This is a genomic window from Pantoea cypripedii (genome assembly GCF_002095535.1).
Lineage (GTDB): Bacteria > Pseudomonadota > Gammaproteobacteria > Enterobacterales > Enterobacteriaceae > Pantoea > Pantoea cypripedii.
The window spans coordinates 4,245,580-4,270,133 of record NZ_MLJI01000001.1 but is presented as its reverse complement, the minus strand read 5'-3'; the positions used below and the strand labels follow the sequence as shown (position 1 = coordinate 4,270,133).

The window sequence follows — 24,554 nt, the reverse complement described above, 5'->3', positions numbered from 1 at the left end:
ATAAATAGCACGGCCATATGAGAATCAGGAGCGTGTACAATGGCGGACAGCTTCGCAACAACGAATCGTTTCTTTGATAACAAACATTACCCTCGTGGTTTTTCGCGTCATGGTGATTTCACCATTAAAGAAGCTACGCTTCTTGAGCGCCACGGTTATGCCTTTAATGAACTGGACCTGGCAAAGCGTGAGCCGGTGACAGAAGAAGAGCGCTTATTTCTTGAAGTATGTCGTGGGATTCGTGAGCCGCAAACGGAAGCTGAGCGTGTATGGTCGAAATATACCGCACGAATCAAGCGTCCGAAGCGTTTTCACACGTTGTCCGGTGGTAAGCCGCAGATGGACAGCGTCGAAGACTACAGCGACAGCGAAGACTAAGATAACGGGGCAAATGCCCCGTTTTTTTATTCCAGGCTTTTGTGCAGAAAAATCATTAACCGGTCGATACTGCGATACCCAACTGCCTCCTGCAGGTGAAGACGGGTAATCTGCGGTTCTCCTGCCAGATCCGCGATAGTCCTGGCCACTTTCAGGATACGTTGCCAGGCGCGCACTGATAACCCCAGTGAATTCAGTACTTCTTCAAGCCACTTCGCATCATCCTGAGGCAGTTCACACCAGCGCTGAATATCCGCGTTAGATAAATGCGCATTCACTTTCCCGCTGCGATCGATTTGACGCTGTCGCGCCGCAAGCACACGTTGCAGTACATCGGCACTGCTTTCGCTGCGCTGTTGTTTCTGGCTTAGCGTCCCATTGGGCAGGAGCGGGATCTCCAGTGACAGATCGAAACGGTCGAGGAAGGGGCCAGAAAGACGACTCAGATAGCGCAATATCTGCTGCGGCGTACAGCGATTATGCGTGCCCTGATAATGGCCCGTTGGGCTGGGATTCATCGCTGCAATCAATTGAAAGCGGGCAGGGTAAGTCACTTTTGCCCGGGTGCGGGATATTGCGATCTCTCCGGACTCAATCGGTTCCCGCAGGGAGTCCAGAACTTTGCGTTCGAACTCCGGCAGCTCATCGAGGAACAGTACGCCATTGTGCGCCAGAGAGATTTCTCCCGGACGCGGCAAAGAGCCGCCACCGATCAAGGCATACAGTGAGGCGCTATGATGTGGGGCGCGAAACGGGCGCTTACGCCACTGACGATGGATATTGCCGCTACTGACAAGACTGGCAATAGCCGCGCACTCCAGCGCTTCCTGGTCGCTCAGTGGCGGCATAATGCCGGGTAATCGGGTGGCCAGCATGGTTTTCCCGGTACCAGGCGGACCGAGCAGCAGCAGGTTGTGCCCGCCAGCCGCAGTGATCTCCAGTGCGCGGCGTCCCTGTTCCTGACCAATGATATCGCTCAGGTCCTGTGTTTCTCTGTCGACCACTTCGGGATGATAATGGGCGACGGTTAACTCCGTCTGGTTATGGAGAAATGCGCAGATTTCAAGCAGATGCTTACCGACGAGGGTTACGCCTTCGCGGATTAAGCCCACATCCTGCTGATTTTGTTCAGAGAGAATCATTTGTCGGCCAGCATGCAGCGCTGCCATCGCTGCGGGAATGGCGGCCTGAACGCCACAGAGCGAGCCGTTTAGCGTTAATTCACCCAGGAATTCATATTGAGTGAGTTTAGCGTCAGGGAGCTGCTCTGAGGCGGCGAGAATCGCAATGGCGATCGGCAGGTCGTAGCGGCCACCCTCTTTGGGGAGGTCGGCGGGAGCAAGATTGATCGTGACGCGCTTCGCCGGAAAGGTAAAACCGCTATTGATGATGGCGCTGCGGACCCGCTCTCGCGCCTCTTTCACCGTTGTCTCTGGCAAACCGACCAGCGTTAAAGCGGGCAGGCCGTTGCTGATATGTACTTCCACTGTCACCAGCGGCGCCTGAACACCCAGTGCCGCACGCGTTAGAACCCGGGATAAAGACATAACCTCTCCTTGTTAGCCCTATCCTGCGCGCTTCACATCGGGAGGTCGAATCCGGATGATAATAACTGCGCGCCTGATTCCGTTATTTCGCTGTTTTTTGCCGCACGTTAAGAGATTTTGGAAGCCGCCTGCCAAATCAGCATGAAAGATTACGTCGCGGACGTAATGAATATTTATCACAAATGTAAATAACCCTTTACTTACAAAGTGATAACCGCGACTGAAGCGCAACGTCATAAAAATTTCTGATGAAAATTATTGTCAATGCACAGATAACTATGGTAACTCTGTAGGTATTACTTCGAACAATCGAAAAAACGAACAACACATGAAAGCCCTTCTACAAGTGATTAGCCTAGTCGTGATTAGCGTGGTGGTGATTATTATCCCACCGTGCGGGGCTACGCTTGGAGAAAGAAAGGCTTAAAAATCAAGCCTGGAATTCCAAAAACCCCCGCACCGAAAGGTCCGGGGGTTTTTTTTCGACCAGGCAAAATATCAGCGAATCATCGAGGAACAGATAATGAACAGTAGCATAAAATTCTGTTGTTCCCACAGGGATACAGGAGAATAACCATGACAGGTGCACAGTGGGTAGTTCAGACTTTACGCGCGCAGGGTGTTGAGACCGTGTTTGGATATCCTGGCGGTGCCATCATGCCAGTGTACGATGCGCTCTACGATGGCGGCGTGGAACACCTACTGTGTCGGCATGAGCAAGGTGCGGTGATGGCGGCGATTGGTTATGCGCGCGCCACAGGTAAAACCGGCGTCTGTATCGCCACCTCAGGTCCGGGAGCGACCAATCTGATCACCGGGTTAGCTGACGCGATGATGGATTCCATCCCGGTGGTGGCGATTACCGGGCAGGTAGCGTCCTCTTTTATCGGTACCGATGCGTTCCAGGAAATCGACGTTCTCGGTTTGTCACTGGCCTGCACCAAGCACAGTTTCCTCGTTGAATCCCTTGATGATTTACCTTCAGTGATGGCAGAAGCCTTTGCCATCGCCCAGTCAGGCCGTCCAGGCCCGGTTCTGGTTGATATCCCGAAAGACATTCAGGTTGCCAGAGGTGAACCGACACCGCGTCTGCTGCCAGTCGAAGAAGCGCCGATCCACTCGGCACAGCAAATCGCGGAAGCGCGCGCGCTGATGGCCCAGGCGAAAAAACCCATGCTGTACATCGGTGGCGGCGTAGGCATGGCGCATGCCGTTCCGGCACTGCGTGCCATGGCGAACGAAACCGGTATTCCGATGGTTGCCACCCTGAAAGGTCTGGGCAGTGCTGATGCCAGCAGCGAAGTCTACCTCGGCATGCTGGGCATGCATGGCACCAAGGCGGCCAACATTGCGGTGCAGGAGTGTGATTTACTGATCGCCGTTGGCGCGCGCTTTGACGATCGCGTCACCGGTAAGCTCGATACCTTCGCGCCGCACGCCAGCGTCATCCATCTCGATATTGATCCTGCTGAGCTGAACAAACTGCGCCGTGCCCACGTTTCGTTGCAGGGCGATCTGAATCAGGTGCTGCCAGCACTGAGTATGCCGCTGCAAATTGACGCGTGGCGCACCGAAGTGAAAATGCTGAAGGCTGAATTTAGCTGGCGTTACGATCATCCGGGTGAAGCGATTTACGCGCCACTGCTGCTGAAGCAACTTTCCGATCGCAAAGGGGCTAGCGCCGTGGTTACCACCGACGTGGGGCAGCATCAGATGTGGGCGGCACAGCATATGTCGTTCAGCGCACCGGAAAATTTTATTACTTCCAGCGGTCTCGGCACCATGGGCTTTGGCCTGCCGGCAGCGATAGGCGCTCAGGTCGCCCGCCCAGACGATACGGTGATCTGTGTATCTGGCGACGGCTCCATCATGATGAACATCCAGGAGCTGGGCACCATCAAGCGCGGCAAACTGCCGGTGAAAATCCTGCTGCTGGATAACCAGCGCCTTGGCATGGTGCGCCAGTGGCAGCAGCTGTTCTTTGGTGGTCGTTACAGCGAAACCATCCTGACTGATAACCCCGATTTCCTGACACTGGCCAGCGCGTTTGATATCCCTGGCCAGCGTATTACCCGTAAAGATCAGGTCGACGCCGCCCTTGATGCTCTGCTGAACAGTGAAGGTCCTTACTTCCTGCATGTTTCGATTGATGAGCATGAAAACGTCTGGCCATTGGTGCCACCAGGTGCCAGCAACGCAAACATGATGGAGAAAACCGCATGAACCAGCATCAATTGTCTATCGAGGCCCGCTTCCGCCCTGAAATATTGGAACGCATTTTGCGCGTCGTGCGCCACCGTGGTTTCCAGGTGTGCGCCATGAACATGGCATCAGCCGCTAATGCAGAAAACATTAATATTGAAATGACCGTTGCCAGCCAGCGCTCAGTCGATTTACTGTCTTCGCAATTAAGTAAACTGATGGATGTCGCTTGCGTCCAAATCCAACAACAGACAACACAACAAATCCGTGCCTAGCCGCGAAAGGAAATAACAATGAGTACGAAGAAAGCAGACTTTATTTGGTTCAATGGGGAGATGGTTAAGTGGGAAGACGCCAAGGTTAGCGTCATGTCTCACGCGTTGCATTACGGTACTTCTGTGTTTGAGGGCGTGCGTTGCTACGACTCTCACAAAGGCCCGGTGGTGTTCCGTCATCGCGAACACATGCAGCGTCTGCACGACTCCGCCAAAATCTACCGCTTCCCGATCAAAGCCAGCGTAGATGAGCTGATGGAAGCCTGCCGCGAAGTGCTGCGCGTCAACAAACTGAAAAGCGCCTACATCCGTCCGCTGGCTTTCGTGGGCGACGTGGGCCTGGGTGTGAACCCGCCAGATGGCTACACCACCGACGTGATCATCGCCGCGTTCCCGTGGGGTGCTTACCTGGGTGCCGAAGCGCTGGAGCAGGGCATCGACGCGATGGTGTCTTCCTGGAACCGCGTGGCACCGAACACCCTGCCGACTGCGGCAAAAGCCGGTGGTAACTACCTGTCTTCTCTGCTGGTAGGTAGCGAAGCGCGCCGCCACGGTTATCAGGAAGGTATCGCTCTCGATACCAACGGCTATATTTCAGAAGGGGCCGGTGAAAACCTGTTCGAAGTGAAAGATGGCATTCTGTTCACGCCGCCGTTCACCTCTTCTGCACTGCCGGGTATCACCCGTGACGCCATCATCAAACTGGCAAAAGACATGGGTATCGAAGTTCGCGAGCAGGTGCTGTCACGCGAATCACTGTACCTGGCTGACGAAGTGTTCATGTCCGGTACTGCAGCGGAAATCACCCCGGTACGCAGCGTAGACGGTATCCAGGTTGGCGCAGGCAAATGTGGCCCGGTGACCAAACGCATTCAGCAGGCGTTTTTTGGCCTGTTCACCGGCGAAACTGAAGACAAATGGGGCTGGCTGGATCCGGTTAACGCATAACAAGACTTTGCGCGGGCGTTCAGGCGTCCGCGTGCCCTTTCTTACTGGAGTAAATAGAGCATGCCTAAGTACCGTTCCGCCACCACCACCCATGGCCGTAACATGGCGGGTGCCCGTGCCTTGTGGCGCGCGACAGGAATGACCGACGCCGATTTCGGTAAGCCGATTATCGCCGTGGTCAACTCATTCACCCAATTCGTGCCAGGCCACGTCCACCTGCGCGATCTCGGCAAACTGGTCGCTGAACAAATCGAAGCGGCTGGTGGTGTGGCTAAAGAGTTCAACACCATTGCAGTGGATGACGGTATCGCCATGGGTCATGGCGGCATGCTGTATTCACTGCCTTCGCGCGAGCTGATTGCTGACTCCGTCGAGTACATGGTTAACGCCCACTGTGCCGATGCGATGGTCTGCATCTCCAACTGCGACAAAATCACCCCCGGCATGCTGATGGCTTCACTGCGCCTCAACATCCCGGTGATCTTTGTTTCCGGCGGCCCGATGGAAGCGGGTAAAACCAAACTGTCTGACAAAATCATCAAGCTGGATCTGGTGGATGCGATGATTCAGGGTGCTAACCCGAACGTCAGCGACGCCGATAGCGAGCAAATCGAGCGTTCCGCCTGTCCGACCTGTGGCTCCTGTTCTGGTATGTTCACCGCCAACTCGATGAACTGCCTGACCGAAGCGCTGGGCCTGTCGCAGCCGGGTAACGGCTCGCTGCTGGCGACCCACGCTGACCGCAAAGATCTGTTTATCAATGCCGGTAAGCGCATCGTTAACCTGACCAAGCAATATTACGAGCAGGATGATGCCCGTGTGCTGCCGCGCAACATCGCCAACAAAGCGGCCTTTGAAAACGCCATGACGCTGGATATCGCCATGGGCGGTTCCACCAACACCGTACTGCACCTGCTGGCTGCGGCGCAGGAAGGCGAAATCGACTTCAACATTTCCGATATCGACCGTCTGTCGCGCAAAGTGCCGCACCTGTGCAAAGTGGCACCGAGCACCCAGAAATATCACATGGAAGACGTACACCGTGCCGGTGGCGTCATCGGTATCCTCGGTGAGCTGGATCGTGCCGGTCTGCTGCACACCGACGTGCGCAACGTGCTGGGTCTGAACCTGCGCGAAACGCTGGATCAGTACGACATCATGCTGACCAAAGACGAAGCGGTGAAGAAAATGTTCCGCGCGGGCCCGGCAGGTATTCGTACCACCCAGGCTTTCTCGCAGGATTGCCGCTGGGATACGCTGGATGACGACCGTCAGGAAGGATGTATCCGTACCCGTGAATTCGCGTTCTCGCAGGATGGCGGTTTGGCGGTCCTGTACGGCAACCTGGCGGAAGACGGCTGTATCGTGAAAACCGCTGGCGTGGATAAAGAAATCCTGACCTTCAAAGGTCCGGCCAAAGTTTACGAAAGCCAGGATGATGCAGTAGAAGCCATCCTCGGCGGTAAGGTTGTCGCTGGCGATGTGGTGGTGATTCGTTACGAAGGGCCGAAAGGCGGACCGGGCATGCAGGAAATGCTGTATCCGACTACCTACCTGAAATCGATGGGCCTCGGCAAAAGCTGCGCACTGATCACCGATGGCCGTTTCTCTGGCGGTACTTCAGGTCTGTCCATCGGTCACGCGTCACCGGAAGCTGGCAGCGGCGGCACCATCGCGCTGGTGAAAGACGGCGATATGATTGAAATCGACATCCCTAACCGTGGCATCAAGCTGGCGGTACCGGAAAACGAACTGCACGCCCGTCGTGAAGAGGAAGAAGCGCGTGGCGATGAGGCGTATACGCCGCATGGCCGTGAGCGTCAGGTTTCCTTCGCACTGCGTGCTTACGCATCACTCGCGACCAGCGCTGACAAAGGCGCGGTGCGCGATAAGTCCAAGCTGGGAGGCTAACAGATGGCTGAGTCTCAACCGCTACCCGCGGCGCCCTGCGGCGCGGAGTATTTGCGCGCGGTATTGCGTTCACCGGTGTATGAAATCGCCCAGGTGACGCCGTTACAGAAAATGGAAAAAATTTCATCGCGTCTTGGCAACACCATTCTGGTGAAGCGGGAAGATCGTCAGCCGGTGCACAGCTTTAAGCTGCGCGGGGCTTACGCGATGATTGCCGGGCTGAACGAAGAGCAAAAAGCGCGCGGCGTGGTGACGGCATCAGCCGGTAACCATGCGCAGGGCGTGGCGCTCTCGGCCAGCAAGCTTGGCATCAAATCACTGATTGTGATGCCGTTGGCTACGGCAGATATCAAGGTTGATGCAGTGCGCGCATTTGGCGGTGAGGCTTACCTCTATGGAGCCAACTTCGACGAGGCGAAAGCCAAGGCGATTGAACTGGCGGAGCAGCAGGGTTACACCTTCGTGCCACCGTTTGACCATCCGGCGGTGATCGCCGGACAGGGGACGCTGGCGATGGAACTGCTGCAACAGGATGCGCATCTTGATCGCGTGTTCGTGCCAGTGGGCGGCGGCGGTCTGGCGGCCGGTGTAGCGGTGTTGATCAAGCAGCTGATGCCGCAGATCAAAGTGATCGCCGTCGAATCCGAAGATTCTGCCTGCCTGAAAGCGGCGCTGGATGCCGGCCATCCGGTCGATCTGGCGCGTGTGGGGTTGTTTGCTGAAGGCGTGGCGGTGAAGCGTATCGGCGACGAAACCTTCCGTCTGTGCCAGGAATATATCGACGACATCATCACCGTGGATAGCGATGCCATCTGCGCGGCGGTGAAGGATTTATTCGAAGATGTACGTGCGGTGGCGGAGCCTTCCGGGGCGCTGGCGCTGGCCGGGATGAAGAAATACATCCAGCAGCACAACATCAAAGGCGAACGTCTGGCGCACGTCCTCTCCGGAGCGAACGTGAATTTCCACGGTCTGCGCTACGTTTCCGAGCGTTGCGAGCTGGGCGAGCAGCGTGAAGCTCTGCTGGCGGTGACCATTCCTGAGCAGCAGGGCAGCTTCCTGAAGTTTTGCCAGACGCTGGGTGGCCGGTCAGTGACCGAGTTCAACTATCGTTACGCGGATGCTGACAACGCCTGCATCTTCGTCGGCGTGCGTTTAACGCGCGGGCTGGAGGAGCGCAGTGAAATCATCAGCCAGCTGACGCAGGGTGGCTATAACGTGGTGGATCTGTCCGACGATGAGATGGCCAAACTGCACGTCCGCTACATGGTGGGTGGTCGTCCCTCCAAACCGTTGCGCGAACGTTTGTTCAGCTTTGAATTCCCGGAAGCGCCCGGCGCGTTGCTGAAGTTCCTGCAAACGCTCGGTACGCACTGGAATATCTCGCTATTCCACTATCGCAGTCACGGTACGGATTATGGTCGTGTGCTGGCGGCGTTTGAGCTGGGTGAGGATGAGCCGCGCTTTGAGGAGCATCTCATGGCGCTGGGTTATGACTTCCACGATGAAGCCAATAACCCGGCGTTCCGCTTCTTCCTCGCGGGTCAGTAACTACAGCAGGTTCCAGAAAGCATTGATAAGCGGCTCTCCGAGCCGCTTTTTTTGTACGCACACGCCCAGTTCCAGCGGCGCAACCGACTCGACATTCTCCAGCACCAGCACGCGATTACGCACCGGCTCCGGGCTGTTTTCCAGCACCACATCCGGCAGCAGGGCAATGCCGCAACCCAACGCGACCATCGACACAATCGCTTCATGGCCCGATACCGTGGCATAAATCAGCGGATTGGGGATACGGCGGCGGCGGAACCACAAATCAATACCACGTCGCGCAGGCCCTTGTTCCGGCAGGATAAACGGGATCAGGGACCAGTCAGGTTCATCCTGTGTCGCCTGGCTGCGCACCGGGCAGGGCAGCGCCGGGGCGATCAGCACCAGCGGAATCAGCCCGAGTGGCGTAAAATCTATGCTGGCGGGTAGCGATTCCGGGCGACCGGCAATCGCCAGATCGGCTTCACCGGATTGCACCATCTCGATCGCATCTGCCGCATCACCGGTGGTGAGTTTAATTTCTACCTGGGGATGCTCGGCACGAAAGCGATCGAGGATCGGTGGCAGATGGCTGTAAGCCGCTGTTACCGAGCAGAACAGGCGCAGCTCGCCACTGAGAGACGGGCCGTTCAGGTCCATCACATGACGCAGTTGCTGATATTGCAGCAGGGTTTGCTGGGCGAACTGACGCAGCCGTTCACCGGCTTCGGTCAGCGTCACAGTGCGGTTATCACGCAGAAACAGCGCGTGGCCGACATCCTCTTCCAGCCGCTGGATCTGGCGCGACAAGGTGGACGGACTCACATGCATGGCACGCGCCGTGCGGCCAAAGTGGCAGCTTTCGGCCAGATGGAGGAAGAGTTTCAGGTCTCGTAAATCCATGCGCGGGTAACCTCAAAGTAATATTGCAAATCCTGCAATGTGGCGTTGTTAATATATCAATTTAAGCAACAGATTTCCTGTCATATGATGGGGTCATTCGCGGCGCTACTGATGACGTCGTTACTGAACAAAACAAACACAACATCAAACCGGAGTACCCATGGCTAACTACTTCAACACATTGAATCTGCGCAACCAGTTAGCGCAGTTAGGCAAATGTCGTTTCATGGCTCGCGATGAATTCGCGGATGGCGCAAGCTTCCTGAAAGGGAAAAAAGTGGTCATCGTTGGCTGTGGTGCTCAGGGCCTGAACCAGGGTCTGAACATGCGCGACTCTGGCCTGGATGTGTCTTACGCACTGCGTGCTGAAGCGATTGCTGAGAAACGTGCCTCTTTCCGCAAAGCGACCGATAACGGCTTCAAAGTGGGTACTTACGAAGAGCTGGTTCCTCAGGCGGACCTGGTGGTTAACCTGACGCCGGACAAACAGCACTCTGCGGTGGTTCAGGCAGTACAGCCGCTGATGAAAGACGGCGCAGCACTGGGCTACTCACACGGTTTCAACATCGTTGAAGTGGGCGAAACTATCCGTAAAGACATCACCGTGGTGATGGTTGCACCGAAGTGCCCGGGTACTGAAGTTCGTGAAGAATACAAGCGTGGTTTCGGTGTGCCGACGCTGATCGCGGTTCACCCGGAAAACGATCCGAAAGGCGAAGGCATGGCGATTGCGAAAGCCTGGGCTTCTGCCACCGGTGGTGACCGTGCGGGCGTGCTGGAATCTTCCTTCGTTGCAGAAGTGAAATCTGACCTGATGGGTGAGCAGACCATTCTGTGCGGCATGCTGCAGGCAGGTTCTCTGCTGTGCTTCGACAAGCTGGTGGCGGAAGGTCACGATGCGGCTTATGTTGAGAAACTGATTCAGTTCGGCTGGGAAACCATCACCGAATCATTGAAGTTCGGCGGCATCACCCTGATGATGGATCGCCTGTCTAACCCGGCTAAAGTCCGTGCTTATGCGTTGTCTGAGCAGCTGAAAGGCATCATGGCTCCGCTGTTCCAGAAACACATGGATGACATCATCTCCGGTGAATTCTCTTCTGGCATGATGGCTGACTGGGCTAACGACGACAAAAACCTGCTGACCTGGCGTGAAGAGACCGGTAAAACCGCGTTCGAAACCGCAGCACAGTTCGAAGGTAAAATCGAAGAGCAGGAATACTACGACAAAGGTGTTCTGATGGTTGCGATGGTTAAAGCGGGCGTTGAGCTGGCGTTTGAAACCATGATCGACGCGGGCATCATCGAAGAGTCAGCTTACTACGAATCACTGCATGAGCTGCCGCTGATTGCTAACACCATCGCACGTAAGCGTCTGTATGAAATGAACGTGGTTATCTCTGATACCGCAGAATACGGCAACTACCTGTTCTCCTTCGCGGCGGTTCCGCTGCTGAAAGAGTTCATGACCACCCTGCAACCGGGCGACCTGGGCAAAGCAGTGGAAGGTACTCAGGTAGACAACGCCCAGCTGCGTGATGTCAACGAAGCGATTCGTCAGCATCCGATCGAAGCAGTTGGCCGCAAACTGCGTGGCTACATGACCGATATGAAACGTATCGCGGTTGCCGGTTAATCGGTACGCAACACAGTTTTCAGCAACGAAAAACCCCGGCTTGCCGGGGTTTTTTTATATCTCATCACCCGTGGCGGCGCGATTTATCGCGCGGTTTCAGGCAATAAAAAACCCGGCCAGAGCCGGGTTTCGCATTTACCACATCAACCGCATCAAACCGCTTCATAAAGCGTCTGATGGCTGGTCTCTTTACAGGCAATCAGCGCAATCAGTGTCAATGCCGCCATCGAAGCCAGATAGAAACCGACCGCCTGCAAACCATAGTTAGCGTTCAGCCAGGTGGCGATATAAGGCGCAACGGAGGCACCGAGAATCGACGACAGGTTATACGAGAAGGAAGCACCGGTATAACGCACTTCGGTCGGGAACAGTTCCGGCAGCAGCGCACCCATCGGGCCAAATGTCAGGCCCATAATGCTCAGGCCGAGCAGCAGGAAGCCCATCACCAGCACCTGAGAACCAGAACCAAGCAGCGCCGGGAACATAAAGGCAAAGGCGATAATCATCAGGGTAATGGTGATCATGGTTTTGCGACGACCAAAACGGTCTGCCAGCAGGCCAGCAATCGGTACCATCACACCAAAACCAATCACCGCTACCATCAGCATCCACAGGAAGCTGTTACGTGAGTAACCGAGGCCCACCGGCGCAGGTGCAGTACCGTAGCTCATGGAATACACGGTCATGATATAGAACAGCGTGTAAGTGGCCAGCATGATAAAGGTGCCGAGAATGGTAGCCAGCAGATGCTTGCTCAGCAGCGTGCCAATCGGCACACGCACCTGTTTCTTCTCTTTCTTAACTTTGGCAAACACCGGGCTTTCGTTGAGCGAGACGCGCACATACAGGCCAATAATCACCAGCACCGCAGAGAGAATGAAGGGTACGCGCCAGCCCCACTGCATGAACTGTTCGTCAGTCAGCAGCCAGGAGAGCAGCAGGAAGGTGCCGTTAGCGAAGAAGAAGCCAATCGGTGCGCCCAGCTGTGGGAATGAACCGTAAAGGGCACGTTTTTTTGCCGGGGCATTTTCGGTCGCCAGCAACGCTGCGCCACCCCACTCACCACCCAGGCCCAGGCCCTGACCAAAACGCGCCAGTGCCAGCAGCAGCGGTGCGGCCACGCCAATGGTCTGATAACCCGGCAGCAGGCCGATCACCACGGTAGAAACCCCCATGGTCAGCAGTGAAGCCACCAGGGTGGCTTTACGGCCCACGCGGTCACCAAAGTGGCCAAACACGGCAGAACCGATCGGACGCGCCACAAACGCGATGGCGAAAGTCGCCAGCGACTGGAGCGTTGCGACCGTGGCATCGCCCTGTGGGAAGAAAATATGAGGAAAAACAATAACCGCCGCAGTGGCGTAAATATAAAAATCGAAAAATTCGATGGCGGTGCCGACAAGAGACGCAACGACCACTTTGCCGCGCGAATTGACCGGCGTGTCGTCTTGTTTTTTGTCGATTGATTCGGTGATGGAGGCTTGCATAACTGTTTCTTAATTGTAAATAGAAACAAAGAATCTTACGCACCTGTATTGCGTCATTCAATGGCGAAAAACCGCGTCATAACAGGCTTTTTCGGCGAAAAAGAGGATAATTTCTGAGTTCACGCCATCGGCGGCGAATGGAAAGGGTTACAGCCGGTTTTTTGGCGGGAATCTCTGCAAAAGGGCCAAATAAAAGTGACCCTTTAGCGATTCCTGCTGTCTTTTGCCGTAAAAACAGTCTGCGGGAAACATTTTTTGCTGTTGCGGCAAATGTAACGAACTGCGGCAGTTTACTGTTGCTGGTGGGGCTGCGGCATTTCTTTATCGTCCTTGTATCTGGCGGTGGCGATCCAGGCTGCGCAGAACAGCGTCAGACGCGCAAAAAAGTAGAAAAAGGCCATCAGACCCAACACCGAACCGAAAGCTGCACCAGATGGGGATGTCGCCAGCTTCGGCAGGGTAATTGTCATGACAAACTTAATCACCTCAAAACCAATGGCGGCCAGCAGCGTGCCGCGGAACAACGCTTTCTTGCGCGGCTTGTGGCGCGGCAGGATCCAGAAAATCCACAGAAACAGCAGATAGTTAGCAAAGATGGAGATGGCCAGTGCAATGACGGTCATCGCCGGACGCAGCCACTCAATATGATCCAGCCCCAGCGCGTGCACTATCGCGGCCTGGGCGGCACCGGCGACCGAGGTGAGTGACAGGGTGATCACCAGCGCCAGCATCAGGCCGGTAAGCGAGATAAAGTCGCGAATGTATCTTTTCCAGAACTTCTCCTGATCGTCCGGTTTACGCTCCCACACATCACGGGACTGTGCACGAATCGCCTCGCGCAGATTCCCCATCCAGTTAATCCCGGAATACAGCGCCAATAACAACCCGGTCAGGCCGACGGTGGCGCGCTGCTGAATAGCCGTGTTGACGGTGCTTTTCAGGGTATTGGCCAGATTAGGGTCGCTGATACTGTTAACGATTTTGTTGATCAACTCCGTGAGTAAATCCTGATTCGACGCCAGCACAAAGCCCACCGCCGCAAAGGAGACCATCAAAATCGGTATCAATGAGAGAAACGAAAAATAGGTAATGGCGGCACCAAACTGGCTACCGAGGCGATCGTTGAATCGCTCCAGCGCGCGCAGAAAATGCGCCACCGCCGGGATGGCCTGAAACCAGGCAGCGAACCGCGAGACGCGTACAATCGAGCGGTCCACATGCTGGTTACCGGTTTTGAGATCGATCAGCGGCTTTGGTCCAGCCGCCTGCTGCTGATTATCTTTGTCTGTCATAGACGTTCATCATCCTGTTCACTGCGAAATGTTAATTATAGCCCGTCAGGTCACGTACTCCTGCAGGACCTGGCTCAGCCACTCCATAAACACCCGCACGCGTCGTGCCACATTGCGCCGGTGTGGATAGAGCAGGGAGATCGGCATCGGTTTGGCTGGGAAGTGATGCAACACTTCCACCAGTTGCCCGGATTCCAGCAACGGCTGCACGCCAATGGCGGGAACCTGAATAATGCCCAGCCCGGCGATACAGGCGGCGCGATAGGTTTCGGTGCTGTTCACCGTCACTACACCGCCGGTCTGAATGAAATGGCTTTGTTTGCCATCGAAATATTCAAAGCCCGTTGATGGCTGCCCCAGCTGCTGGGTGTAATGCACCATCGCGTGTTGTGACAAATCTTCCAGCCGTACCGGCCTGCCGAAGCGGGAAAGGTAATTGGGGCTGGCGCAGTTAATCAAGGCATGAGTTCCGATTTTACGGGCGATCAGGCCGGAATCTTTCAGTTCACCGACGCGGATAACGCAGTCAAATCCCTCACGGATCACATCCACCTGGCGATCGCTGCTGCTAAGCTCAATCTCGATACCAGGATAGTGCTGCAAAAACTCCGGCAGGCGCGGCAGGATAAAACCGGTGGCCATCGCAACCGACATATCCACGCGCAGTTTGCCGCTGAGCGTCGCCGGATCATGCTGAAACAGGCTGTCCATATCATCCAGCATCGACAGCAAATCGAGGCAGCGATCGTAATAAACCAGCCCATCCTGAGTGAGGTGGACACGACGCGTGGTGCGATGCAGCAGCCGTGTACCCATTTGATTTTCCAGCGCCTGCAACTGACGCGATACGCTGCCTTTCGGCAAACCGAGACTTTCTGCCGCGCGGGTAAAACTGCCCATTTCCGCCACCCGCACAAAAACCTGCATTGCGTGAATTTTATCCATGTTGTTCACCGATTGTTGTTGTTAGTGAAACAGTGCAGCGCATTACAACGAGTTTATAGATCAGACTTCAGAGAATATCCTTTAAACGTGTTCAATTTTGCAACAGGAGCGAATCATGAGTCACAAAATTGCGTTGATTACTGGTGGCAACCGCGGTTTAGGTAAGAATGCCGCACTAAAACTGGCGGCGAAAGGCACGGATATCATTTTCACGTATCGCAGCCATCAGGAAGAAGCGCAGGCGGTGGTGAAGGAAATTGAAGCGCTGGGTGCCCGTGCCGCCGCGCTGTTGCTGGATGTCGGTGATATCCGTCAGTTTGAGGGGTTCAAAGACCAGGTTAAAGAGACGCTGCAAAAGCTGTGGCAGCGTGACAACTTTGATTATTTAGTGAACAACGCCGGTCACGGTCATTACAAGCTGTTCAGCGAGACCACGGAAGATGAGTTCGATGCCCTGGTCAACGTGCATTTTAAAGGCCCGTACTTCCTGACGCAGAAGCTGCTGCCGCTGATTATCGATGGAGGCCGCATTCTGAATATCTCCAGCGGTCTGACGCGCATCACCTATCCGGGTTCCGGCACCTATGCCTCAATGAAAGGGGCGATGGAAGTGCTGACGCGCTACCAGGCGAAGGAACTGGGCGAACGTGGTATCCGCGTCAATATCCTGGCACCGGGAGCGATTGAAACTGACTTCGGCGGTGGCCGCGTGCGTGACACCAAAGAAATCAACGACACCATCGCCTCACTCACCGCGCTGGGACGCGTAGGCCTGCCGGATGATATCGGCGATGCCGTCAGTGCGATTCTGAGCGATGAAACCGGCTGGATCACCGCCCAGCGTATCGAAGCCTCAGGCGGCCAGGCGCTGTAATCAAAACCCGCGCAATAAATTGCGCCGCTTCGGTTTGTTGCGGCGCGATTTATCGCGCAATTTACAGCGGTGCCTTAGAGTTCAATGGTACCTGCGATGACCGTCACCGTCTGACCACCAATCCAGATCGCCTCTGGCGTGAAACTTACCTGAATACGTCCGTCACGCTGAATCACGCTACCCTGGCGGGCGCGATAGTCAGCGGTATGCCCCTGCGCGGCAAAATAGCGCGCCAGACAGGCGTTGGCGCTGCCAGTTACCGGATCTTCCACCAGGATACCGTTCTCGATAAACAGGGCGCGGATTTCATACTGCTCGCCTTCTCCCTGTGGTAAAGGTCCGAACGGGGCGATGCCATTCACCTTCGCATGTTTTTGCAGACGTTGCAGATCGCTGGGATTAGCCCGAATCTCCCGCACCGCCTGGGCACTGGTCATCGGCAGCAGCAGCCAGCGAATTCCCATATCCACCACCGTCGGTGACTGTGCCGTATCCAGCGCATCGCTATTGATGGCGCTGCCGATCAGGGCATCCTCGAACGGCGTGAGGGTAGCAGCCGGAGCGGCAAACGCCAGGGCGCCATCGGCGCTGATGTTGACCTCAACCAGCCCGACCCCGCATTCCTGCACGATTTTACCCGGTGTTTTCAGCGGCCAGCCCGCCTCCAGCAAGGCATGAGCTGTGCCGAGCGTGGGATGCCCGGCAAACGGCAGCTCGCCGCCGGGGGTAAAGATACGCACGCGATAATCCGCCGCGGCATCTTCGGGCGGCAGTACAAAGGTGGTTTCCGACAAATTGGTCCAGCGCGCAATGGCAGCCAGCTGCGCATCACTGAGTCCCTGCGCATCCATAATTACCGCCAGCGGGTTACCGCGAAAGGCTGATGAAGTAAAGACATCCACTTGTTTAAACGCGACCTTCATTGTCACTCCTTCCTCGTTGAGGTGGTCTGAAATCCGGATTTACATGATGTTGATTGCTAAAGGTAATCAATAGGGCTATGAATAGATTAACAATTATGCAACCGGAGTTCGCTATGTTAAAAATTCTTGGCCGCACATCATCAATTAATGTGCGCAAAGTTTTGTGGCTGTGTGCAGAGCTGGATATTCCTTACGAGCATGAAGTTTGGGGTGATGAAAATAAATCGCTGCACTCGCCTGAATTTATGGCGCTCAATCCCAATGCCATGATCCCGGTGATCATCGAAGACGATTTTGTCATGTGGGAATCCAATGCCATCCTGCGTTATCTCGCCACCAGCTACGGCGGCGAATGGCTTTACCCGGAAAATCCGCGCACCCGCGCGCCGATCGATCAATGGACCGACTGGCAGGCTACTGAACTTAACACTTCATGGCGCTACGCGTTTATGTCTCTGGTGCGCAATTCTCCGGCACATCAGGATGAACGCCTGCTGGCCGCCGCCTGCAAAGGCTGGAACCACACCATGGGCATTCTCAACCAGCAGCTGGAAAAAACCGGGCGCTACGTCGCAGGGCGCAACTTCACGCTGGCGGATATTCCGGTTGGTCTGGCGGTGAACCGCTGGTTTGAAACCCCGCTCGAACATGCCGATCTACCGGCGGTGCGCACCTATTACGAACGTCTCACTGAGCGCGAAGGCTACACCACCTGGGGTCGCAACGGCACGCCCTGATCCTGACCCGGCGGTAGGCCGCTTAATTCACAGGCCAGCGCGCCGGTACGTTCCAGCGCCCAGGTATAACGCGCATCGAACGGGTAGCAGCAGGAGAGGCGCAGCGCATGGGTGTAGCGTTCGCTCAGCGAATAAAGCGCACCCGGCGTGAGACAAATTTGCTCCTGCAACAGCCGTTGAAACATCTCCACGGTATCGACTTTGCCCGGCAGTTCGACCCAAAACACAAAGCCGCCGCGCGGCAGGGTAGCGCGGGTGCCCTGGGGAAAATGTCGGGCGATAATGCCGCGCGCTGCATCCAGATTGGCGGCATAGCGGCGACGTAGCGTGCGCAGATGGTGATCGTAACCGCCACTGGCAAGAAATTCCGCCAGCACTTCGCTCAGCAGACGCGACTCCGACATCGACGACACCGCCTTCAGCCGGGCAATTTTCTCGTGAAAACGCCCGGCAGCGGTCCATCCCACGCGGAAATCCGGTGCCACGGTTTTGGTAAAACTGGTGCAATAAATCACCCAGCCCTCGCTATCGAACGCCTTAACCGGCGGCGATAACGGCCAGTCAAACTGCAATTCATCGTACAAACCATCTTCGATCAGTGGAAGATGGTAAGTGTTTACCAACTTCGCCAGACGCTTCTTATTTGCCAGCGGCATCACGTAGCCGAGGGGATTCTGCGCCCCCGGCATGGCGATCAGCGCCTGAATCCGTTGTTCCTGTAGCAGCATCTCCAGCGCATCCAGCGACAATCCCTGCTGCGGGTCGGTAGGGATCTCCAGCGCCTTCAAGCCCAGCGAGGCCAGCAGCGGGAAGAGAAAGAAGTAGGTGGGCGATTCCAGCCCGACGCAGTCGCCAGGTTTGGTGACTGCCCGCAGCGCCAGTTGCAACGCTTCCATGCAGCCGTGGGTGAGGGTGATGTCATCTACTGTCAGATTGATACCGACATGCAGGCTGCGGCGGGCAATCTCCTCCCGTAAGCGCTTACTACCGGGCGGAAGCACGTAGCGCCCGATAAGGTCCGGATCACGTCGCAGCAGCGAAGCGGTAATACGACTCAGCCGGGCGGCGGGAAACAGTTCGCTATCCTGGGGGCACGCCAGCGAGATGTTGGTGTAATCCGGGTTATTCTGCGCGGCGAACACCTGCTCAATCAGTTCCAGCTTTTGAGCACTGGGATCATCCTCTTTCGCCCGCAGTTTCTGCACCGGGCGCGTCACCGCAGGCAATACGGTGCGCACGTAATACCCGGACTGCGGTCGTGCTTCAATCAGGCCGCGATCTTCCAGGATTTGCCAGGCATTCAGCACGGTATTGATACTCACCTGATGCGATTGCGCCACGCGGCGAATTGCGGGTAAGCGTTTACCGGGCTTGAGGGTGCCCTGATGGATGGACTCGGCAAAGCTATCGGCCAGCTGCTGATACAGCGTTTGACCGGTCGAAAGAGGAAGGGACACAAAAGCCTCCACACATGATGGGTACAATTGATTTTCTGGCAAACTGTAACCATAACAATAGTCATTTTGTGTCTCTGTTTCCATCGTTCCGTCACGATTAGCATGAAGTCATGTTGACCAATCAGGAACTGCATCATGCTCGATCCCTCTTTTTTCAGTTATGTCACCGTTATGTCGATCACACCGGGTCCGAATAATCTGCTGCTCGCCACCTCCGGGGTCAATTTTGGCCTGAAGCGCACCCTGCCGATGGTGTTCGGCATTATGCTGGGGTGTGCGGTGCAGGTGGTACTGGCGGGGATGGCGCTGGAGGTGTTGCTGAGCTGGATGAGCGCGGTGCGCCTGCCGCTGACGCTGGTGGGATGTGGTTATTTACTTTGGCTGTCATGGAAGCTTTTTCGCGCGGGCGCACCGGAAGTGCGGGAAAGCGCACGTCCGATGACCATTCTGGCGGGGGCCTGTTTTCAGGCGGTGAACCCTAAAGCCTGGCTGATGGCAACCAACGTGGCGCTGATGTACGCCAACAGCAACGGAGTGATGGCAGTGGTACTGGGGTTCGCGCTGCTTAACCTGCCCTGTATTTTGATTTGGGCGGCGCTGGGGGATCAGTTGCGGAGCCATTTGCAGGTGGCGTGGAAGCGCCAGGCGTTTAATAGTTTGATGGCGTTGTCGCTGGTGGCGACAACAGGATGGATGTTATATGACGCGATTTCGCTCGCTACGGTGTGATTTTGCGTTAGCACTGGGCTGGGTTTTTACACTGAGCTGGTTTCGTTCGCTATAGCGTGATTTCGTTCGCCATGGGCACTGGCAGTTTCAGTTCGCCGGTGCGGCGACCGAGCAAAGGGGACCTGGCCGTCCCCTTTGCATTCCCCGGCCCTGCGCCGCCTTCCTCGCCGCTTCGCGGTCCCTTCGCTTACTCACGCTTCCGACGGACCGGCGTCGATTCGCTCCTGCTCAACGCCGCCTTTCGCCGCATCCTTGCGGCTCATCCTGGAATCGCTCCCGCGCTCAGCGAGTCCGGATGGCGCTCACACCCCCGCTGCAACCGCGATGACGGTCTTTGGTTTTTCTTTTGTTGTTTGTTTTTATGAGATGGTCTTGCAGACGGCGGTGTTGGCGGCATTCGCAGCGCCGAGTGCAGAGGGAAGGCCAGGACGAGCCGCAAGGATGCGGCGAGAGCGCGGCATGAGCCACGGAGGGCGAATCCGCGCGGTCCGTCAGGCCTGAGTGATAAGCGAGGGAACAGCGCGTAGCGCTGCGCGAGGACGCTGCATGGCGCGGATTGCAAAGGTCCGCGTCCTCGGACCTTTGCCCGTCCGCCTGCACGGCGGCCCTGAAACTGCCTAAAGCCTGGCGGGCGGAACCCCTGCGGAGCCAGACCGCTGCCGGCGAGCCAGCCCGCCGCTAAGGCCTCACTTCCCCACGACGTGGGCCGTCTCGCGTCCTTCGTCGTTCGCCGCCATCGGCGTCACCGGCGCATAATCAAGTTGCAGCACGCGGCTGGTGTCACTCAGCACTTTCTCGGTCAGTGCCACATCACCATTCAGCTTACGGCCCCATGATGGCAGCACCGCGCGGATTTTGGTCTGCCACTCAGGCGAACGCATCTGCTCCGGGAAGGCTTTGGCCATCAGCTCCAGCATAATAGGCGCCGCCGTTGACGCACCCGGTGAGGCACCCAGCAACGCAGAAATCGTACCATCCTCAGACGTGACCACTTCGGTGCCAAGACGCAGCACGCCGCCGTCTTTCTCATCATTTTTGATGATCTGCACGCGCTGGCCTGCCGTCACCAGACGCCAGTCTTCCTGCTTCGCCTGCGGCACATAGGCACGCAGGGCTTCCATACGGTCGCTGTCGCTTTGCAGCACCTGATCAACCAGATACTTCACCAGATCGAAGTTTTTCAGGCCAACCTGCATCATCGGCATCAGGTTGCTGCCGTTCATCGCGCCGAACATATCCAGCAGCGAGCCTTGTTTGAGGAATTTGGTGGAGAAGGTGGCAAACGGGCCAAACAGCAGTACCTGCTTGCCATCCAGCACGCGGGTGTCTACGTGCGGCACTGACATCGGCGGTGCGCCGACCGAGGCTTTGCCATACACCTTCGCCATATGTTGCTGCACCACTTCCGGGTTTTCCGTCACCAGGAAAGAACCACCCACCGGGAAACCGGCGTAGCCTTTCACTTCCGGGATACCGGATTTCTGCAACAGCGGCAGAGCCGCACCGCCCGCGCCGATAAACAGCTGGCGAGTGGTAAGCAGACGGCTTTCGCCGCTGACCAGATTGAACAGGCTAACCTGCCAGCGGCCATCGCTCAGGCGCTTAATATCACGCACTTCCTGCTGCATCCGCAGACGGAAATTGGCTTTCTTCTCCAGCGAAGTAATCAGCTGGCGCGTGACTTCACCGAAGTTCACGTCAGTGCCCATTTCGGTCCAGGTGGCGGCCACTTTCTGCTTTTTGTCGCGGCCATTCATCACCAGCGGGATCCACTGAGAAATCTGTTCGCGTTCTTCCGAGTATTCCATGCCGCGGAACAGGGTGCTTTTCTGCAACGCGTGGAAACGTTTGCGCAAAAATTCAACGTTATCGTCGCCCCAGACGAAACTCATGTGCGGCGTACTGTGGATAAAGCTTTTCGGATTGCGCAGGTTGCCTTTCTGCACGTGATACGCCCAGAACTGGCGGGAAATCTGGAACGATTCGTTGATTGCCACCGCTTTAGCAATATCGATGCTGCCATCCGCCTTCTGCGGCGTATAGTTCAGCTCCGCCAGTGCAGCATGGCCGGTACCGGCATTGTTCCAGCCATTGGAAGACTCTTCCGCCACCGTTGCCAGGCGTTCGACCATCTCAATTGACCAGTCCGGCTCCAGATCCTGCAACCAGGTGCCTAAGGTAGCACTCATCACGCCAGCGCCAATCAACAGCACATCGACGTCTTTTCGCTCCTGAAAGTTAGCGCTATCCATGCCAGCGGCGCTTACTGCCAGCGCCAGATTTACCGCAGTTTTGCTCATGAGGCGACATCTCCTCTCTCTGTTGACCTGAAGTTCAACAGGTTCGCAGGCGAAACAGTCACGCTTCTTTCGAGCGCGTCGTACTGTTTCTCAAAGGTTAAGACTCAGGTTAAGTCGTGGGGGTGCTAACGGTTAACTGCACGTTATGCATAGTCATTCGAATATAACATTCTCGTATCGGAATTAAACGTTTGTTTATTTTTTAAATGCAGAAATGATTCAGCATAAGAATTAATCAGTTCAACCCGCTTGTCATAAGGGATTTTTATCCCCTAATCAGACGGTTACGAGAGGGGGTATGTTGCGATATTGTGAGAGGGTTGTAGGGATCAGAAATGTCGCAACACCAATGAGTTAATTATAAGTTAATGAAAATATTGGCTTTAACAAAATTTGATTTTTTATGCGGTTTTTATGTTGCGCAATGTTTCGCCATTTCGTGTAAAAATAATGTTACATTTGTGTGATAACGAATTTGGGCGCGCAGTGACGCGCCCGTCAGAAGATTTTTCAATCACGCGGTGCACTGTCGGGTAATTTTTTCAGACTGATCGCCAGCCGGTTATAGGTGTTCATCAGGCCGATCGCCACGTTGAGATCAACAATTTCCTTATCGCTAAATACCGCTTTGACCTGGGTAAACAGCGCATCCGGCGCGCCCTGGCTGGCAATCAGCGTCAGACTCTCTGCCCACGCCAGCGCCGCCTGCTCACGCGCGTCAAACAACGTCCCCGATTCATGCCATACCTGGGTTAACACGATTTTATGCCACGGCATGTCTGCTTTATGCAGCGCCTGGGTATGCATGTCGATGCAGTAGGCGCAGCCGTTGATCTGCGAAACCCGCAGAAAAACCAGCTCCAGCAGGCTGTGCGACAGGTCAGTTTGTGACAGATAGCTATAAACGCCGCCCAGGGCTTTCATCGCGCCGGGAGCGGTACTGTAAAAATCGATACGCTGGCTCATTTTCCTCACCTCAATCAGTTATGGTTGACAGGTGCATTGTTCATCGCCTTATGGAGCAACAAAAGTGCCAAAAAATGACAAAAACAGTGGCCCATTGGCGCTGACGCTGGATCGTGCGGATACGCGGGGTTTAAGCGAACAACTGCGGCAGGTCATCAGCAGCGCGATTGACGATGGGCAACTGGTGGCGGGGGTCAGGTTGCCTTCCTGCCGCGATTTGGCGGCGCAGCTGGGAGTGGCCCGTGGCACGGTGCGCCGCGCCTATGACATGCTGGTGGATAGCCAGCTGCTGGTGGCAAAAGGGGCAGCGGGGACCTTTGTTGCAGCAGTTGCGGTGACCCAGCCACCACGCGCGGTGGTTACGGCAGCGGGATCGCCGCTGCTGGATATGATCTATGACTTTGACACCCCACCGCTCACTTTTCAGATGGGAGTGCCCGCCAGCGACGCCTTCCCCGCTAAGGTCTGGACGCGCGTACTGCAACGCCAGGCGCGACAGCAGGCCAGCCAGTCGCGTGGTTATCCCGATCCGCGCGGCAGTCTGGCACTGCGCCAGGCGTTGGTGGGTTATCTGGCGGTGGCGCGCGGTATTCAATGTCAGGCGAATCAGATCTTCATCACCAACGGCTATGCGGGCGCACTTGGGTTGATTGCGCTGGCGCTCGGCTTGCATGGCCAACAGGCGTGGATGGAAGAACCCGGTTTTATGCTGGCACGGGCCGCGTTGCAGCAGATGCATGTGACGCCGGTAGGCATTCCGGTCGATGGCGAGGGTTTGCAGGTGGCAGAGGGCGTGGCACGCGCACCTGACGCGGCGTTTGCGCTGGTGACGGCAGGGCAGCAGGCTCCGCTGGGTATCACGCTGTCGCTGCCGCGCCGTCAGGCATTACTGGCCTGGGCCAGCAGCCAGCAACGCTGGATTATTGAAGATGATTATCTGGGAGAGTTGCAGCTGGGCAGCCGTGCTGCTCCGGCGCTGGCGGCGATCGATAACGAAGGGCGGGTGATCCATGTCGGCACCTTCAGCAAAACCCTTAGCCCCAGCCTGCGCCTGGGTTTTGTGGTGGTGCCTCCGGCGTTGGCGGCGCGCTTTGCCGATACCTGCGCCTTACTGGCTCCGGCGTCCTCGGCGTTGCTGCATGATGCGGTGGCGGAGTTCCTGCGTGAGGGCCATTTCCTGCGCCATCTGCGGCGTATGAAGCGGGTCTACCATGAAAGGCTGGAGGGGATTGTCGCTGCGTTACGTCCGCATTTTCCTGATGTGCAGCGTGCCGGGCTGGCGGTGATTATCCGTTTAGCGGCAGGCACGCCAGACCAGCAAATCGCGCGTGAGGCGCTGGCCTATGGCCTGGCACCATCGCCGTTATCGATCTGGTATCAGCATGAATCCGGGCGGCAATATGGTTTCCTGCTGGGGGTCACCCAGCTACCGCGAGAAGGTTTTGCGCGCTGCGCCGAGCGGCTGAAATGGCTGGTGGATGCTCATCAAAGGCGAATGGACCAGTAAAAAAACG

General features: G+C 56.3%; 21 protein-coding genes. 12 read left to right on the top strand and 9 right to left on the bottom strand.

Translation table 11 applies throughout. The features are described from left to right. Positions 1 to 39: 39 nt before the first annotated feature. Complete coding sequence (locus HA50_RS19980; protein ID WP_084877814.1) at positions 40 to 378, top strand: MaoP family protein; 339 nt, start codon at positions 40 to 42, stop codon at positions 376 to 378. A 26-nt stretch (positions 379 to 404) separates the two neighbouring features. On the opposite strand, the gene HA50_RS19975 is transcribed toward HA50_RS19980, so the two are convergent. Beyond that, on the bottom strand, positions 405 to 1,925 hold the full coding sequence (locus HA50_RS19975; RefSeq protein ID WP_084877812.1) for a YifB family Mg chelatase-like AAA ATPase: 1,521 nt from the start codon (positions 1,923 to 1,925) through the stop codon (positions 405 to 407). A 328-nt stretch (positions 1,926 to 2,253) separates the two neighbouring features. On the opposite strand from HA50_RS19975, the gene ilvL reads away from it, so the two are divergent. The 6 genes from ilvL (at position 2,254) to ilvA (ending at position 8,812) form a co-directional block, all read left to right on the top strand. Then, a complete protein-coding gene (ilvL, locus tag HA50_RS19970) occupies positions 2,254 to 2,352 on the top strand; it encodes an ilv operon leader peptide (RefSeq protein WP_071783595.1) in 99 nt (32 codons plus the stop codon). 149 nt (positions 2,353 to 2,501) lie between these two features. Continuing rightward, entirely contained in the window at positions 2,502 to 4,148 is a 1,647-nt protein-coding gene (gene ilvG / locus HA50_RS19965) for an acetolactate synthase 2 catalytic subunit (RefSeq protein WP_084877810.1), read from the top strand. Then, positions 4,145 to 4,402, top strand: a complete 258-nt coding sequence (gene ilvM / locus HA50_RS19960) for an acetolactate synthase 2 small subunit (protein ID WP_084877807.1) — start codon at positions 4,145 to 4,147, stop codon at positions 4,400 to 4,402. The genes ilvG and ilvM overlap by 4 nt, the downstream gene beginning before the upstream one ends. 18 nt (positions 4,403 to 4,420) lie before the next feature. Next, positions 4,421 to 5,350, top strand: a complete 930-nt coding sequence (gene ilvE / locus HA50_RS19955) for a branched-chain-amino-acid transaminase (protein WP_084877804.1) — start codon at positions 4,421 to 4,423, stop codon at positions 5,348 to 5,350. Positions 5,351 to 5,410: 60 nt separating this feature from the next. After that, positions 5,411 to 7,261, top strand: coding sequence for a dihydroxy-acid dehydratase (ilvD, locus tag HA50_RS19950; RefSeq protein WP_084877801.1), 1,851 nt, complete (start codon positions 5,411 to 5,413; stop codon positions 7,259 to 7,261). A gap of 3 nt (positions 7,262 to 7,264) precedes the next feature. Further along, positions 7,265 to 8,812, top strand: coding sequence for a threonine ammonia-lyase, biosynthetic (ilvA, locus tag HA50_RS19945; protein WP_084877800.1), 1,548 nt, complete (start codon positions 7,265 to 7,267; stop codon positions 8,810 to 8,812). On the opposite strand, the gene ilvY is transcribed toward ilvA, so the two are convergent. Beyond that, positions 8,813 to 9,694, bottom strand: coding sequence for an HTH-type transcriptional activator IlvY (gene ilvY, locus HA50_RS19940; RefSeq protein ID WP_084877799.1), 882 nt, complete (start codon positions 9,692 to 9,694; stop codon positions 8,813 to 8,815). A gap of 160 nt (positions 9,695 to 9,854) precedes the next feature. On the opposite strand from ilvY, the gene ilvC reads away from it, so the two are divergent. Further along, positions 9,855 to 11,330 (top strand): ketol-acid reductoisomerase, encoded by a 1,476-nt coding sequence (gene ilvC / locus HA50_RS19935; protein WP_084877798.1) that lies wholly within the window; start codon positions 9,855 to 9,857, stop codon positions 11,328 to 11,330. Between the two features lie 152 nt (positions 11,331 to 11,482). On the opposite strand, the gene HA50_RS19930 is transcribed toward ilvC, so the two are convergent. From HA50_RS19930 to HA50_RS19920, 3 genes are all read right to left on the bottom strand, one after another. Then, positions 11,483 to 12,817 (bottom strand): MFS transporter, encoded by a 1,335-nt coding sequence (locus tag HA50_RS19930; protein ID WP_084877796.1) that lies wholly within the window; start codon positions 12,815 to 12,817, stop codon positions 11,483 to 11,485. 290 nt (positions 12,818 to 13,107) lie between these two features. Next, complete coding sequence (gene yhjD, locus HA50_RS19925; protein WP_084877795.1) at positions 13,108 to 14,109, bottom strand: inner membrane protein YhjD; 1,002 nt, start codon at positions 14,107 to 14,109, stop codon at positions 13,108 to 13,110. Positions 14,110 to 14,154: 45 nt separating this feature from the next. After that, the gene (locus HA50_RS19920) at positions 14,155 to 15,054 is read right to left on the bottom strand and encodes a LysR family transcriptional regulator (protein WP_084877794.1); all 900 of its coding nucleotides are present in this window, start codon (positions 15,052 to 15,054) and stop codon (positions 14,155 to 14,157) included. A 115-nt stretch (positions 15,055 to 15,169) separates the two neighbouring features. Here HA50_RS19920 and HA50_RS19915 point away from each other — a divergent pair, with 115 nt between their 5' ends. Further along, positions 15,170 to 15,928: an SDR family NAD(P)-dependent oxidoreductase gene (locus HA50_RS19915; RefSeq protein ID WP_084877793.1), complete on the top strand. Its 759-nt coding sequence runs from the start codon at positions 15,170 to 15,172 to the stop codon at positions 15,926 to 15,928. A gap of 74 nt (positions 15,929 to 16,002) precedes the next feature. On the opposite strand, the gene HA50_RS19910 is transcribed toward HA50_RS19915, so the two are convergent. Beyond that, entirely contained in the window at positions 16,003 to 16,851 is an 849-nt protein-coding gene (locus HA50_RS19910; RefSeq protein ID WP_084877792.1) for a PhzF family phenazine biosynthesis protein, read from the bottom strand. 113 nt (positions 16,852 to 16,964) lie between these two features. Here HA50_RS19910 and HA50_RS19905 point away from each other — a divergent pair, with 113 nt between their 5' ends. Further along, the gene (locus HA50_RS19905; RefSeq protein WP_084877791.1) at positions 16,965 to 17,588 is read left to right on the top strand and encodes a glutathione S-transferase family protein; all 624 of its coding nucleotides are present in this window, start codon (positions 16,965 to 16,967) and stop codon (positions 17,586 to 17,588) included. On the opposite strand, the gene HA50_RS19900 is transcribed toward HA50_RS19905, so the two are convergent. Further along, positions 17,555 to 19,045, bottom strand: a complete 1,491-nt coding sequence (locus tag HA50_RS19900) for an aminotransferase-like domain-containing protein (protein WP_084877790.1) — start codon at positions 19,043 to 19,045, stop codon at positions 17,555 to 17,557. The two genes, HA50_RS19905 and HA50_RS19900, sit on opposite strands and share 34 nt — an antisense overlap. 135 nt (positions 19,046 to 19,180) lie before the next feature. Here HA50_RS19900 and HA50_RS19895 point away from each other — a divergent pair, with 135 nt between their 5' ends. Further along, positions 19,181 to 19,774, top strand: a complete 594-nt coding sequence (locus tag HA50_RS19895; RefSeq protein WP_084877788.1) for a LysE family translocator — start codon at positions 19,181 to 19,183, stop codon at positions 19,772 to 19,774. Between the two features lie 686 nt (positions 19,775 to 20,460). Here the strand turns inward: HA50_RS19895 and mqo are convergent. Together mqo and HA50_RS19885 are read right to left on the bottom strand one after the other, a co-directional pair. Then, entirely contained in the window at positions 20,461 to 22,074 is a 1,614-nt protein-coding gene (mqo, locus tag HA50_RS19890) for a malate dehydrogenase (quinone) (protein WP_084877785.1), read from the bottom strand. Positions 22,075 to 22,584: 510 nt separating this feature from the next. After that, the gene (locus HA50_RS19885; protein WP_084877783.1) at positions 22,585 to 23,040 is read right to left on the bottom strand and encodes a carboxymuconolactone decarboxylase family protein; all 456 of its coding nucleotides are present in this window, start codon (positions 23,038 to 23,040) and stop codon (positions 22,585 to 22,587) included. Positions 23,041 to 23,104: 64 nt separating this feature from the next. On the opposite strand from HA50_RS19885, the gene pdxR reads away from it, so the two are divergent. Beyond that, on the top strand, positions 23,105 to 24,547 hold the full coding sequence (gene pdxR / locus HA50_RS19880) for a MocR-like pyridoxine biosynthesis transcription factor PdxR (protein WP_084877780.1): 1,443 nt from the start codon (positions 23,105 to 23,107) through the stop codon (positions 24,545 to 24,547). Positions 24,548 to 24,554 lie beyond the last annotated feature (7 nt).

Excerpts from the sequence above, each read along its gene's own strand:
- HA50_RS19980 (WP_084877814.1), top strand. The coding sequence starts at position 40 with ATGGCGGACAGCTTCGCAACAACGAATCGTTTCTTTGATAACAAACAT.
- HA50_RS19975 (WP_084877812.1), bottom strand. The coding sequence starts at position 1,925 with ATGTCTTTATCCCGGGTTCTAACGCGTGCGGCACTGGGTGTTCAGGCG.
- ilvL (WP_071783595.1), top strand. The coding sequence starts at position 2,254 with ATGAAAGCCCTTCTACAAGTGATTAGCCTAGTCGTGATTAGCGTGGTG.
- ilvG (WP_084877810.1), top strand. The coding sequence starts at position 2,502 with ATGACAGGTGCACAGTGGGTAGTTCAGACTTTACGCGCGCAGGGTGTT.
- ilvM (WP_084877807.1), top strand. The coding sequence starts at position 4,145 with ATGAACCAGCATCAATTGTCTATCGAGGCCCGCTTCCGCCCTGAAATA.
- ilvE (WP_084877804.1), top strand. The coding sequence starts at position 4,421 with ATGAGTACGAAGAAAGCAGACTTTATTTGGTTCAATGGGGAGATGGTT.
- ilvD (WP_084877801.1), top strand. The coding sequence starts at position 5,411 with ATGCCTAAGTACCGTTCCGCCACCACCACCCATGGCCGTAACATGGCG.
- ilvA (WP_084877800.1), top strand. The coding sequence starts at position 7,265 with ATGGCTGAGTCTCAACCGCTACCCGCGGCGCCCTGCGGCGCGGAGTAT.
- ilvY (WP_084877799.1), bottom strand. The coding sequence starts at position 9,694 with ATGGATTTACGAGACCTGAAACTCTTCCTCCATCTGGCCGAAAGCTGC.
- ilvC (WP_084877798.1), top strand. The coding sequence starts at position 9,855 with ATGGCTAACTACTTCAACACATTGAATCTGCGCAACCAGTTAGCGCAG.
- HA50_RS19930 (WP_084877796.1), bottom strand. The coding sequence starts at position 12,817 with ATGCAAGCCTCCATCACCGAATCAATCGACAAAAAACAAGACGACACG.
- yhjD (WP_084877795.1), bottom strand. The coding sequence starts at position 14,109 with ATGACAGACAAAGATAATCAGCAGCAGGCGGCTGGACCAAAGCCGCTG.
- HA50_RS19920 (WP_084877794.1), bottom strand. The coding sequence starts at position 15,054 with ATGGATAAAATTCACGCAATGCAGGTTTTTGTGCGGGTGGCGGAAATG.
- HA50_RS19915 (WP_084877793.1), top strand. The coding sequence starts at position 15,170 with ATGAGTCACAAAATTGCGTTGATTACTGGTGGCAACCGCGGTTTAGGT.
- HA50_RS19910 (WP_084877792.1), bottom strand. The coding sequence starts at position 16,851 with ATGAAGGTCGCGTTTAAACAAGTGGATGTCTTTACTTCATCAGCCTTT.
- HA50_RS19905 (WP_084877791.1), top strand. The coding sequence starts at position 16,965 with ATGTTAAAAATTCTTGGCCGCACATCATCAATTAATGTGCGCAAAGTT.
- HA50_RS19895 (WP_084877788.1), top strand. The coding sequence starts at position 19,181 with ATGCTCGATCCCTCTTTTTTCAGTTATGTCACCGTTATGTCGATCACA.
- mqo (WP_084877785.1), bottom strand. The coding sequence starts at position 22,074 with ATGAGCAAAACTGCGGTAAATCTGGCGCTGGCAGTAAGCGCCGCTGGC.
- HA50_RS19885 (WP_084877783.1), bottom strand. The coding sequence starts at position 23,040 with ATGAGCCAGCGTATCGATTTTTACAGTACCGCTCCCGGCGCGATGAAA.